This is a genomic window from Parendozoicomonas sp. Alg238-R29 (assembly GCF_947331445.1).
Lineage (GTDB): Bacteria > Pseudomonadota > Gammaproteobacteria > Pseudomonadales > Endozoicomonadaceae > Sansalvadorimonas.
The window spans coordinates 1-12,034 of sequence record NZ_CAMZOG010000003.1; the positions used below are offsets into that span (position 1 = coordinate 1).

At 47.8% G+C, this 12,034-nt stretch carries 12 protein-coding genes; 7 read left to right on the forward strand and 5 right to left on the reverse strand.

Features of this window, described 5'->3' with window-relative positions; all coding sequences use genetic code 11:
* Positions 1 to 412: 412 nt before the first annotated feature.
* Both QMA35_RS01095 and QMA35_RS01100 read right to left on the reverse strand, forming a co-directional pair.
* A complete protein-coding gene (locus QMA35_RS01095; RefSeq protein WP_281645276.1) occupies positions 413 to 1,615 on the reverse strand; it encodes a hypothetical protein in 1,203 nt (400 codons plus the stop codon).
* Between the two features lie 193 nt (positions 1,616 to 1,808).
* Complete coding sequence (locus QMA35_RS01100) at positions 1,809 to 2,069, reverse strand: death domain-containing protein (protein WP_281645277.1); 261 nt, start codon at positions 2,067 to 2,069, stop codon at positions 1,809 to 1,811.
* Between the two features lie 350 nt (positions 2,070 to 2,419).
* Here QMA35_RS01100 and QMA35_RS01105 point away from each other — a divergent pair, with 350 nt between their 5' ends.
* Both QMA35_RS01105 and metK read left to right on the forward strand, forming a co-directional pair.
* Positions 2,420 to 3,454: a metalloregulator ArsR/SmtB family transcription factor gene (locus QMA35_RS01105; RefSeq protein ID WP_281645278.1), complete on the forward strand. Its 1,035-nt coding sequence runs from the start codon at positions 2,420 to 2,422 to the stop codon at positions 3,452 to 3,454.
* A gap of 7 nt (positions 3,455 to 3,461) precedes the next feature.
* Positions 3,462 to 4,625, forward strand: a complete 1,164-nt coding sequence (metK, locus tag QMA35_RS01110; RefSeq protein WP_281645279.1) for a methionine adenosyltransferase — start codon at positions 3,462 to 3,464, stop codon at positions 4,623 to 4,625.
* 65 nt (positions 4,626 to 4,690) lie between these two features.
* Here metK and QMA35_RS01115 read toward each other — a convergent pair whose 3' ends face one another.
* On the reverse strand, positions 4,691 to 6,037 hold the full coding sequence (locus QMA35_RS01115) for a hypothetical protein (protein WP_281645280.1): 1,347 nt from the start codon (positions 6,035 to 6,037) through the stop codon (positions 4,691 to 4,693).
* 319 nt (positions 6,038 to 6,356) lie between these two features.
* Here QMA35_RS01115 and ahcY point away from each other — a divergent pair, with 319 nt between their 5' ends.
* From ahcY to QMA35_RS01130, 3 genes are all read left to right on the forward strand, one after another.
* On the forward strand, positions 6,357 to 7,745 hold the full coding sequence (ahcY, locus tag QMA35_RS01120) for an adenosylhomocysteinase (RefSeq protein WP_281645281.1): 1,389 nt from the start codon (positions 6,357 to 6,359) through the stop codon (positions 7,743 to 7,745).
* Positions 7,746 to 7,871: 126 nt separating this feature from the next.
* Positions 7,872 to 8,717: a methylenetetrahydrofolate reductase [NAD(P)H] gene (gene metF, locus QMA35_RS01125; protein ID WP_281645282.1), complete on the forward strand. Its 846-nt coding sequence runs from the start codon at positions 7,872 to 7,874 to the stop codon at positions 8,715 to 8,717.
* Between the two features lie 132 nt (positions 8,718 to 8,849).
* Positions 8,850 to 9,122: a hypothetical protein gene (locus QMA35_RS01130; RefSeq protein ID WP_281645283.1), complete on the forward strand. Its 273-nt coding sequence runs from the start codon at positions 8,850 to 8,852 to the stop codon at positions 9,120 to 9,122.
* Between the two features lie 39 nt (positions 9,123 to 9,161).
* Here QMA35_RS01130 and QMA35_RS01135 read toward each other — a convergent pair whose 3' ends face one another.
* Entirely contained in the window at positions 9,162 to 9,878 is a 717-nt protein-coding gene (locus QMA35_RS01135) for an SIMPL domain-containing protein (protein ID WP_281645284.1), read from the reverse strand.
* A gap of 121 nt (positions 9,879 to 9,999) precedes the next feature.
* On the opposite strand from QMA35_RS01135, the gene QMA35_RS01140 reads away from it, so the two are divergent.
* A complete protein-coding gene (locus QMA35_RS01140) occupies positions 10,000 to 10,734 on the forward strand; it encodes a 16S rRNA (uracil(1498)-N(3))-methyltransferase (RefSeq protein WP_281645285.1) in 735 nt (244 codons plus the stop codon).
* 23 nt (positions 10,735 to 10,757) lie between these two features.
* Positions 10,758 to 11,570 carry a hypothetical protein gene (locus QMA35_RS01145; protein WP_281645286.1) on the forward strand — a complete coding sequence of 271 codons (813 nt, stop codon included), beginning with the start codon at positions 10,758 to 10,760 and terminating at the stop codon, positions 11,568 to 11,570.
* A 6-nt stretch (positions 11,571 to 11,576) separates the two neighbouring features.
* On the opposite strand, the gene QMA35_RS01150 is transcribed toward QMA35_RS01145, so the two are convergent.
* Positions 11,577 to 12,032: a chemotaxis protein CheW gene (locus QMA35_RS01150; protein WP_281645287.1), complete on the reverse strand. Its 456-nt coding sequence runs from the start codon at positions 12,030 to 12,032 to the stop codon at positions 11,577 to 11,579.
* Positions 12,033 to 12,034: the final 2 nt, after the last annotated feature.

A 12,034-nucleotide genomic window follows, 5' to 3' on the forward strand; every position in this document is an offset into this window, starting at 1 on the left:
AATACTCTTTAATACTCTTTAATACTCTTTAATACTCTTTAATACTCTTTAATACTCTTTAATACTCTTTAATACTCTTTAATACTCTTTGCTCAGCTACTTGTTCATGCTTTCAACAACAGACAACACCAGTTCCTTGCGTGTTTCAAACTTTTCACGGTCGTGATCGCGGATGATGATGCAGTTCAGTTCCACAGTGGCCACTGTGCCGCTGGAACCCTGCAGGTATGCAGGCCTTCATTTGAACCCCCATCTTATCACCCGGCTCCCATCAGGGAGCACAGCCTGTCCCAGCTCTCTGTAAATGGCAACTTAGCCATGATTGACCATCTGCAACCGATAATCGGGCTTGAGCCTGATCTCCGCTCCTCGGTCGAACAGGCATAATCGCGCAACAACCACTCACATTCTTTTAACGCCGACTGGAGGAAGCCAGGATTTTTTTATAGATTGCATCAGCGTCCTCCTTGCTTTGCCCTGCGGCGGCGTAAACATCAAATGTGGCTTCTGCCAGCTTTATGTAACTAGCGTCAACTTCTCGCTGCAGCCATATGTTAATGACGCTACTCATACACCCATCCGCATTTCCATGATTGTTCGATTCGATTATACTAGCTTCCCCGCCAAGCCCAAGTTGCACCGCAATATCTCGCCAATGCACTGCGATCTCGCGTCTGAAAGTGCTGACAGATTTCAGGGCGGCTCGTGATCTGGCCGCGGGCGGTATGCTCACCGATGGATACTGGCCAATTTGTGCACATAGTTTCTTGGAGGCAGGTGTATCAACAGGGTCACTCCCGCTCTGTTCCCGACGTCTCTTCAACGACGTGACTTCCTTGCTATAGGCTATGAGGCGCTCCTGTGATTCTGTTATCTGGTGGTCTTTGGCTGCTATTTCAGCAGTCTGTCTCTGTTGTTGTTTGAGTGCCTCACCATATTGCGCTTGCAGTTGTGCGTATTTTCTCTCGCCATCCTGACGAACTGCTTCCACATCTTTAGAGAAGCGTTGTTGGTAGTCATGGTCGCTTATCGCTGTTAAACGCTTAACCTCATCCTGCAGATTTTGGGTATGGGAGAGTGACCTCTGTGCTTCACTGGCTTGTTGTGATGCTTGAGCTCTTAGCGCGTCAATCGTCTGTGTGAGACAACGGTTCTCATTATTTGACTGGGTAACCTGACTAGAAAGAGCCTTGATTTTTTCCCTTTGTTCTTTGACAGTGGCATCATTGGCAATAGCTGCTTCCAGTTGTGCTATCTTCTCCCCGCTTTCCCTCTGCTCTCTTTCGTGGATTTTGCGTTGTTTTTTCTCTTTGGCCTTATAGTCTTCAAGGCTTTGTGTTAGACGCGTTACCTCCGATACAAGACAGGCATTATCATCCTGCAATGTCTTGGTTTTCATCGCTTTTTGATAGTGGGGGTTAGTTTCGTAGGAGGTTTGACCTACTCGCTTCTCTATTTTATCGGCTGTTGAAATGGCTTGAACATTTTTACTCCGTAAAACCTTTAAAAAAACATCCAGATTGGCTGTTGCCGGATGTGATTCGATCCACGTATTTATAATTTTCGACAATAGTTCTTCACAGTCACCCCTTATGTCGCTTTCCAGCGACAGCATTTCATCCTCCGATAGCAAACAATACCCAATCTCGTGGGCGTGAACACTTAGTCCCACAATCATATTATCGAGGGCTGCTCGTGATGGGAGAGGGCGGCACTCAGGTAAAATATTAGCGTAGGGATCAATAAGAAAATCTTCCCCTCTGCTCCTTAAATTATCAATGTTACTGCATAAGGCTCTGAACTCGAGATCATATAATCCCGCCTTTAAATTCTCGAGCGTACACCTTTGCGGGTATTTTTTTCCAGTGGATAAGTACCGCTCTCAGCTGTTCTGTTATGCTCTTTTTGTCATGTTCGATAGAGTTAACTGCTCGGTCATCGCTATCAAACAACTGTATCGCTAAATCAGACCACTTGTTCCCCAGAGATGGCCCTATGCACTCTATGACTTTATTGATATCCAGGCCTTCCTCCGATGTCACAGCGGCATTGGTAGAAGATGCCGACATACCGGAAGCCCCCTCCGTATTAGTGAGGTAACCAGCCGTTTGGCTCCATGAGTTTCCCCCAGAGGACCCTTGCGTTCTATACATTGTGTATTCCCTTTGTTGTTTGATGTGATGTGTGTTGTTTGATGTGATGTGCCAAATTGGACATCACCGGGAACAAGAAGACTCCTGAGCCAGGCAGGGCTTGTCAGGAATCACAACTGTGTTGTCAGTGCTGGGCCAGAACCTTCTGCTCAGGAGTACGGGAAACAGTCTGACTGGATATTGATTGAGATAGCGAACCCATCAAATATCACGCTGTATCAAAATATTTTGATACAGCGTTTGCGTACTGTTAAACTTCTCACACTATGACAGTCGCAATAGCCAAGTCTCAGGCTACAACCCCGAATTTATCTGATTCAGAAAATGAGCTTCTTCACGTCGCAGCCCTTGGCAAAGCCATGGGGGATGCCCTGCGCCTGAATGTTTTGCGACTACTGAGAACAGAATCACTCGGGGTTCTGGAGATCACCAGAATCCTGGAGACCCGTCAGTCCGGCCTTAGTCATCACCTGAAAGTGCTGGCGAAATCAGGCCTGGTCTCTACCCGGCGGGAAGGTAACTCTATTTTCTACCGCAGGGCTCTGCCGCCTTCTGATTCAGTACAGGGGCAGCTTATTCAATCCCTGTTTGAGGCTATTGATGAAGTTCCTCTGGCACCTGATTACCGGGAGCGCTTGCAGGAAATCCGACAGGCACGGGCTGAACAGTCACGGGTTTTCTTCTCCCGCAATGCTCAGGCTTTCCGTCACCATCAGGAACTGATTGCTGACCACGAGCTATACACACGAACAGTACTTGAAATGCTGGTTCATGTAGATCACCCGTCCCGGAGAATTGTTCTTGAACTGGGCCCGGGGGAAGGGACATTCCTGCCTCAGCTGGCAGAACAATTTGAACGAGTTATCGCTCTGGATAACTCTCGCGACATGCTTGAGCAAGCCAGGACACGCGCACACCAGGCCGGTATCACTAATATTGAATACCGGCTTGGTGAGTTGTCTCTGTTGGCAGATGAAGGCATGTCTGTTGATTGTATTGTTGCCAATATGGTTTTACACCATGTTCCGGCACCAGCCGCTATCTTTCGGGAAGCGGCAACATTATTACGTCCCGGTGCAAGTCTGTTTATCAGCGATCTCAGCCGTCACGACCAAGAGTGGGTGAAAGAATCCTGCGGTGATCTGTGGCTGGGTTTCAGTAGTGATGAACTGAGTGGCTGGGCAAGAGAAGCTGGCCTGATTGAAGGGGAGGCCCAATATCTTGGGCTTCGCAATGGCTTTCAAATACAGGTTCGGCAGTTTTATCGCCAGCGCCGTCGACAAGAATTACTTGAGGATTAATAAAACCATGGCTGAATATTCCCTGTTTACTTCAGAATCTGTATCTGAAGGGCACCCGGACAAAGTTGCCGACCAGATTTCTGACGCCATTCTGGACGCCATTCTGAAAGATGATCCGGATGCCCGTGTTGCAGTAGAGACAATGGTTAAAACCGGCATGGTTATTGTTGCCGGCGAGGTTCGCACAGACACTTATGTTGATATCGAAGAACTGGTTCGCAAAGTAGTCAAAGACATTGGTTACGATCACGGCGATCTTGGTTTTGATGGTGAATGTGTTGCCGTACTCAATGCTATTGGCAAGCAGTCTGCCGATATCGCCATTGGTGTTGATGAAACCGAAGAACGCGAGCAGGGTGCTGGCGACCAGGGTCTGATGTTTGGCTACGCGACGAACGAAACCGACTCCCTGATGCCCGCTCCTATTTATTATTCGCACAAGCTTGTGCAGAAACAGGCTGAGCTACGCAAAAATAAAACTCTGGCCTGGTTGCGCCCTGACGCTAAGAGCCAGGTCACCATGCGTTACGGTGCTGATGGTAAGCCAGTAGCCGTTGATGCTGTTGTTCTTTCTACCCAGCACGATCCAAGCATCAGCCTTGAGCAGCTACGTAAGGAAATTCTGGAAGAAGTTATCAAGCCAGTACTCCCTGCCGAGTGGCTGCACGCTGATACCCAGTACCACATTAACCCAACTGGCAACTTTGTAATTGGTGGCCCTGTTGGTGACTGTGGCCTGACTGGCCGTAAGATTATTGTTGATACCTACGGTGGTATGGCTCGTCACGGTGGCGGTGCATTCTCTGGTAAAGATCCTTCTAAAGTTGACCGTTCAGCAGCTTATGCTGGTCGCTACGTGGCCAAGAACATTGTTGCCGCGGGTCTTGCCGATCGTTGCGAAATCCAAGTCTCCTACGCAATCGGTGTATCTGAACCTACCTCTATCAGTGTGAACTCGTTTGGCACTGGAAAAGTCAGCAATGAAAAAATCGTTGAACTCGTTCGTGAACACTTTGATCTGCGTCCAAAAGGCCTGATTGCCATGCTGGATCTGAAACGCCCTATTTATCAGGCGACTGCCGCTTATGGTCACTTTGGTCGTGATGATGAAAACTTCACCTGGGAACGCACAGATAAGGCCAGCATTCTGCGTGAGCAGGCTGGGCTCTGATCCCAAATTTCTATAAAAACGGAGCCTAATGGCTCCGTTGTTTTATTCATTTGCCAGTAAGGAGATTACTGAATAATCTCAAAGTGCGTTTTGTGCTCAATTGGGTACTGACGAACGGTTGGAGCTTCTAGGTACTTCTGAAGAGCGTCCTTATCCTCTGGAGCAAATTCAAACTGTCTTGTACCCCATTCCGCTTTACCGTTTGCAATTAACAGCAGTACAGCTTCGGTTTGCCAAATAGTATGGCTACCCGCATCCTGAGGCGATTTCGCTGCGGCATCCTTGGAGAATGGTGTATCTTGATGAGTCTTCAAACACTCCGTGATCGCCCTACCATCTACAGCATGTCTTCCCTCTACTACAGGCAGCCCATAAGTCGAGACAATTACACGCCATGCGCCGGCCGCGCCATTATTATGCACAAAAGAGATGTAGTAGAACCCTCTAAATTCAGGGCTTTCGCCACAAATCTTACCTGACTCACGCAGACGAACTTTCATGGAGATGACTTCTGCACCATCTTCATCATTACCCAAACGGCCAGCGATGATGGGGTACGTTTTAAACGTATCCTTTGTAATCAGTGGCTGTGAATAGCCTCCGATAGAATTTTTAGCAATTTTGATCTCTCCTGCTGCAGGAAGAATGTTAAAGGCATGAACAAAGGCTTTTGCAACATTGTCTGAGTAGTCATCAACACTGAAGCCATCATCGTGAGCACTACTAAACGATTTCGTAACCTCATTCATAAATGCTTTATCAGCAATTGTGTTCTGAGTGGCTTCTTTATCCATGGTTTTATCTGAATCTGGTCCTTTAGATTCGCCTTGCTGATCCTGATCTGTAACCTTGCTAGGCACAATCACCTGCTTCTGCTCATCCTGCTGCACCTGCTCGTCCTGCTGCTTCTGCTCGTCCTGCTGCACCTGCTCGTCCTGCTGCACCTGTTCGTCCTGCTGCACCTGTTCGTTCTCAGTGTTCTCAGTGTTAAAGAAGCCACTAAAGCCGAAAGAGTTAACAAATTGATTAGCAGTACTTTTCCAAGAGCTACCCAACTTCGTCTCGTCCTGCTTCTTCGGCTCGTCCTGCTTCTTCGGCTCGTCCTGCTTCTTCGGCTCGCCCTGCTTCTTCGTCTCGCCCTGCTTCTTCGTCTCGTCCTGCTTCTTCGGCTCGCCCTGCTTGTTAAGAATATTGGAATCAGAATTTGTCGTAGTAGCAGGGGCTGCTGGTGAAGTGCCTACCACAACCGGTGGTTTATTACCGTTATTCTTATACATGATGCGGGTGGCTTCATCGCTATCCCGCGATCTAACACCTGCATGGAGAACACCACTGAAAGACAGTGCCATTGCTGCTGTGAACAGAACTCCTGCAATCCTGGTGGTCAATTTCCCTGATTTGATAGTTTTCATTCCCTTTCCTCCTCTCAAATAGACTGGGGTATGTGGCTTCGATGGACCGCAAGGACATCCAATACCAGCAATCGCAATATGCGGCTGTCACTATGGTCTACACCTATGACCTGCGGTTCCTACAAACATTCCCGCCTATGTACAAAACCCCATACACCTTTGTAAGAAGAGGTAACTTCTGCTCCTACTTGATAATTCACACTCACCAATCGCTATATCAAAATAAATTGATATAGCGTAAGGCTGTTGCTAGACTGCCTAAAAAATTAAAAATCTTTCTGGCAATCACCCTGACAGCCAGTCACAAAAGAGAATGAATATGAACGCCGCAAATATTCCGGAATTCAGTGATTACAAAGTCGCAGACATTACTCTGGCAGACTGGGGCCGAAAGGAAATTCAAATTGCTGAGTCTGAAATGCCGGCTTTGATTGCTATTCGAAATCGCTATAACGCCTCTCAGCCTCTGAAAGATGCCCGGATTATGGGCTGCATTCATATGACCATTCAGACAGCCGTTTTAATCGAAACCCTGATTTCTCTTGGCGCTGACGTTCGCTGGTCTTCCTGCAATATCTTCTCAACCCAGGATCATGCCGCTGCGGCAATCGCTGCTCGTGGCATTCCGGTTTTTGCCTGGAAAGGGGAAGCAGAAGAAGAGTATGACTGGTGCCTTGAACAGACTATTGGCGCTGATGTAGCCGGATGGCAGCCCAACATGATTCTGGATGATGGCGGCGACCTCACTCTTCTTCTCCACAACAAATACCCTGAGATTCTGGACAGTTGCCACGGTATCTCTGAAGAGACCACCACCGGTGTTCACCGCTTGCTGGAAATGCTGGAAGAGGGGACGCTGAAGATTCCGGCTATTAATGTGAACGACGCAATTACCAAGAGTAAGAACGACAACAAGTACGGCTGCCGCCATTCGTTGAACGATGCAATCAAGCGGGCGACAGATCACTTGTTAGCTGGTAAGAAAGCTCTTGTGATTGGTTATGGTGACGTTGGCAAAGGCTCTGCAGCTTCTTTACGCCAGGAAGGAATGATTGTTCGGGTAACGGAAGTTGACCCAATCTGCGCCATGCAGGCTTGCATGGATGGTTTTGAAGTCGTTTCTCCTTACATTAATGGTGTGAAAACCGGCAACGACAGCTGCATTAATAAAGAGCTACTCGGTAGCACTGATCTGGTTGTGACCACAACTGGTAATGTCCATGTTTGCGACAACGCGATGCTTCGCCACCTGAAAAATGGTTGCGTGGTCAGCAATATTGGTCACTTCGACACTGAGATTGATACAGCTTACATGCGCGAAAACTGGCAGTGGGATGAGATCAAACCTCAGGTTCATAAAATCCATCGCAGCAATGAAGAAGCTGATCATCTGCTTCTTCTGTCAGAAGGTCGCCTGGTAAACCTTGGCAATGCCACTGGGCACCCATCCCGTATTATGGATGGCTCTTTCGCTAACCAGGTTCTTGCACAAATCCATCTATTCGAAGCTAAATTTGCAGATTTGCCAATTTCGGAAAAAGCAGCAGCCGTAACTGTAGAAGTTCTTCCAAAGCAATTGGATGAGGAAGTAGCCCGTTATATGGTTGAAGGTTTTAGCGGTGTCCTGACTAAACTGACCCAGGAACAGGCAGACTACATCCATGTTCCTGTAGATGGCCCATTCAAGTCTGACGACTACAAGTACTAAATCCAGTACAACAGGTTAAAACGCCTGCCAGAGATAATTACTCGACTCTGGTAGGATATAAAGACAAGTAAAAACGATTCCAAGAAGGAGGAAGGGTCTGGCTTAATACCGGCTGACCCGGCCATCATGACACCCATCAGTTTCGAATTTTTCCCCACCCAGACAGAAATCGGTGCGGAGAAACTGCAAGTTCAGGCCCAGCAGCTGGCAGTAAGTAACCCTGAGTTTTACTCCGTCACTTACGGAGCAGGCGGTTCCACACGTGGTCGAACCCGTGGAACTCTGTTGGCAACCAGAGAAACTACCGCTCAGCCGGTTATGCCTCACCTTGCCTGCCTTGGTCACAGTAAAGAAGAAGTCCTCTACATTCTCAAAGATTATCAATCTCTGGGAATCAACAGGATTATTGCTCTCCGTGGAGATTTGCCGTCGGGTATGGGGCGACTGGACAATGCAGAATTTCAGTACGCCAGTGAACTCATCGCATTTATCCGTGAGGCAACAGGCGACCACTTCCATATAGAAACTGCAGCCTACCCGGAAGTTCACCCTCAGGCTCGTTCTATGGATTCAGACCTGGATAACTTCCGGCGTAAAGTAGATGCGGGAGCAAATTCTGCGATCACTCAGTATTTCTTTAATCCAGACAGCTATTTCTACTTTATGGATCGTATAGCTGCCATGGGAATTGATGTGCCAGTTGTCCCGGGAATTATGCCCATAACCAACTATATGAAGCTGGCTCGTTTCTCCGATGCCTGTGGTGCCGAATTGCCTCGCTGGTTGCGCAAACAACTGGAAGCTTATGGTGACGATAGCGCCAGCATTCGTCAGTTTGGCGAAGAGACAGTATCAAGGATGTGCGAAAAATTGATCGCCTTTGGTGTACCGTCGCTGCATTTCTACACACTGAACCAGGCAGCGCCTTCTCTGGCTATTGTTAAAAATCTTGGGTTATATCCAGAGAGCTAAACACTCACCTGTATCGGGGCGGAAGCTTAACCTTCTGCCCCCATTATTCTCATAACTCATGCTGCACCACTTCCCCACCCTGACTGATAATTTTAAGCATGCCGGGATACCCGAGCCATACTTGTTAAAATCATGACAGACAGCGTTCATAGCGAGCGCGGACAACACATGGTGAGCCACCTTAACTGGATACACAGCCATTCAATTACTAACGGTGATTATTTATACACACTGGCACTGTTTATTATTGAGCCCGACCGTTGGATGAATAGCTTTGGCTATCGAAAGCTGAAAAGCTCAGAGCAATATGCACTTTATCGAGAATTTAAAGACCTTGGTGAGGCAATGAACATCAAGGATATGAAGGCTTCAGCCTGGATCCTAAAAAACTGGTGGGGCGTATAACTCCTGGAGGCGGCTGCCCATATCACCACACCGATAAACCTAATCAACAAGATAATACTCTACAGTAGAGATCACTCTCACCCGTTTGATGTAAGGTGTATTCCGATCGCGATCATTGATCTGGAATACCCCCTGGCGGGCTGACTTAATCTTGCCAAGTTTGCTGTCTGAGTCGCGGGCAAATTTTTCGGCTACTTCGCGAGCTTTCTGGGTAGCTTCTTCGATCATCTTTGGTTTTAGATCATTCAATCCGTTAAACAGAAACTCTGTCCGTGCATTGTAATCATCTGTACTGAAAGCAATACCCTGTCGTCCAAGCTCACCGACATCCTGCATAGCTGTTCTGACTTTATTCACCTCACTGGTATAAACAGTGACCACAGAATCTGCAGTGTATCGAAAACGGATTTTGCTGGTATCAACGTAACTGTTGGCCTCGTTGTCGGTTATAGACGGTGGGCTTATGGAAACATCATCCCGGGCAAAGCCTTTTGACTGAAGGAAGGTAATGATCTGTTGATTTTTTTCATCGATACCATTGATCAGATTACCCAGCTGATTGTCCGCCTGCTTAAAGCGAATCGGCCAGATAGCAATATCTGCCGGAACTTCCTGTTCAGATAAACCCTTCACTACAACAGAGCGATTGAGGGTCTGAAAACGCACGATTCCTTCGGCTAACTGGTAACCACCAATAGCCAAGCCTGCTACAAAGCAGATGCCAAGAATCAATGATGGAACCGTTCGCTCTGTCACAATCCACTCCTTCGTAAACCGTCGCCTCAAAAAGCCTAAGGTAGTTTAGTATTCAACCACCCCATTCGTTACAATAATCAGGCTTTTTTCTTACCCGCCAACTTCTTCTGTAGACAAGCCCATGCGCAACCCTCGTATTTATGCTCCCGTAACTCTTGATGACTATCAGCCTGTAGACCTTCCTGAGAGTGCAGCCAATCATGTGGGCCGGGTTTTGCGTTTGAAAGCCAGCGACCCGCTCATTCTTTTTAATGGGGAAGGCGGCTGCTGGCAGGCTCGTGTGAGTGAGGTTACCAAGAAGAAAGTTCAGGTCGTACCATTGGAACACATGCCCGGAGATAAAGAATCCCCTTTGCATATTTCTCTCGGCCAAACCCTGAGTCGGGGAGAGCGAATGGATTATGCCATCCAAAAAGCTGTAGAGTGTGGTGTAACAGAAATCACGCCCCTGTTTACAGAACGCTGTGAGGTGAAACTCAACAGTGAGCGTCAGGACAAACGGCTGCGCCATTGGCAACAGGTTATTATCAGCGCCTGTGAACAGTGTGGTCGAAATAGACTTCCAGTCATTCACCCTCCCGTGCAAATCAACGACTGGCTGGAAGGTCGTACAACCCAGCTCAACTTTGTACTTCATCACAGAACAGAGAAAGCTTTGACTGGGTATGAACAACCAGAGTCCGTTTCCTTGCTTATCGGGCCTGAAGGCGGCCTGACTGCTGATGAAATTTCACTGGCCGAACAAAAGCAGTTTCATCCGCTGGCTCTTGGGCCTCGAGTTCTCAGAACTGAGACTGCTCCGATCTCTGCCATAAGCCTGATGCAATATATCTGGGGCGACTGGCGACAGTCATAACCTAAGACCTACAATCAGCAGCCATGAAAAGACTGTCACTGTATTTCATTCTATGTTTTCTAGCTGCCTGCTCCTTCAATGAGGAAACTCAGGTTGTGCATCCCCTTTGCATCAGCGAACTGGTACAGATGCACTCCGGGTCACAACCGGCCTCTATAAACCTTTCTGCATGTCAGAAGAAATATAACGGCCTGAGTTTTACTGCTGAGTCTCCTTGGGAAGCGTCGTGGTCAGCCGATCAGAACTCAGAAGGACATATCAATGAAGACCTACCGGTATTTTCTGCTTACAAAATTGCCGGCGGGTTAGATGATGATCAGGTATTGCTGACTCACATTGCAAACTATGGTGGCAGCGGAACATTCACTAATGCAGTTATTGTAAAAGGCCTGACTCTTAACCTCTCAGGAAAGATGCCATCAACGCTTGAGGTTGTTGAGGTATTCGCAGGCGGTGACCGTTGTTTCGGTGGAATTGATGATCTTCTTATTCAGACACCGAACAGATTTATCATTACCCGCAGGATCACTCCGGCAGAACTTATCAACTTTGGTCAGGGTGAAAAAACGCCATCAACAACACTTCCGGACTGTGCCCTCTGCTGTATTGGCACAATTTCTGAAAGTTACTCTCTCACGGGTTCAAGCCACTTGAACCGTGTTACGATTTTTCCGCAGGCATCTTTTCCACGAATACCAGAAGGTGACAGCGGTGCTGTGAGCCGCTGCCTTTATCAGTTACTTCCGGATATCAATCATCGAATGGAACTGAACAAAGAGGAACTGGAGGCACTGCACATGCAATTTAAACGTCAGTGCCTCAATAATGGAGAATAGCAGCCATCACGCTGAAAGCAGTTTTTCTTCCAGTTTATCCAAGTCAGGAATGATGGCCTCTGACCCAGCGGCACTGACTCCCATGCTGACAACATCTGCACTGTTATTCTTGGTTTTGAGCGGCATAACATCACCAGCTTCAACCTTGACCGAGCGAGGAATGCCTTCAACAGGAATGGCGTAAAAGGGCAGATCGCTATTTCTGGAAACACCATTGAGAATCGCTAAACGGGTTTCGGTTGTTGGCTTTTGCAATGTTTTGTTTCCGGCAAGCTCAAAAGAAACCACCGGTACAGTTTCATCCCGCCAGAGGATCTCACCAAGAAACCACTCAGGCTTTCCCTGAACAGGGTTTGGAGCCTGATAGGGAATCATTTCCGCAACAACAGCACCCGGAACCAGTAAAACATCATCGGACACTGACACCAGCATCGCTGCAATCTGTTGAGTATTTTCTGCCATGA

Coding starts and splice junctions, on each gene's coding strand:
- QMA35_RS01095 (WP_281645276.1), bottom strand. CDS start 1,615: ATGCTGTCGCTGGAAAGCGACATAAGGGGTGACTGTGAAGAACTATTG.
- QMA35_RS01100 (WP_281645277.1), bottom strand. CDS start 2,069: ATGTCGGCATCTTCTACCAATGCCGCTGTGACATCGGAGGAAGGCCTG.
- QMA35_RS01105 (WP_281645278.1), top strand. CDS start 2,420: ATGACAGTCGCAATAGCCAAGTCTCAGGCTACAACCCCGAATTTATCT.
- metK (WP_281645279.1), top strand. CDS start 3,462: ATGGCTGAATATTCCCTGTTTACTTCAGAATCTGTATCTGAAGGGCAC.
- QMA35_RS01115 (WP_281645280.1), bottom strand. CDS start 6,037: ATGAAAACTATCAAATCAGGGAAATTGACCACCAGGATTGCAGGAGTT.
- ahcY (WP_281645281.1), top strand. CDS start 6,357: ATGAACGCCGCAAATATTCCGGAATTCAGTGATTACAAAGTCGCAGAC.
- metF (WP_281645282.1), top strand. CDS start 7,872: ATGACACCCATCAGTTTCGAATTTTTCCCCACCCAGACAGAAATCGGT.
- QMA35_RS01130 (WP_281645283.1), top strand. CDS start 8,850: ATGACAGACAGCGTTCATAGCGAGCGCGGACAACACATGGTGAGCCAC.
- QMA35_RS01140 (WP_281645285.1), top strand. CDS start 10,000: ATGCGCAACCCTCGTATTTATGCTCCCGTAACTCTTGATGACTATCAG.
- QMA35_RS01145 (WP_281645286.1), top strand. CDS start 10,758: ATGAAAAGACTGTCACTGTATTTCATTCTATGTTTTCTAGCTGCCTGC.
- QMA35_RS01150 (WP_281645287.1), bottom strand. CDS start 12,032: ATGGCAGAAAATACTCAACAGATTGCAGCGATGCTGGTGTCAGTGTCC.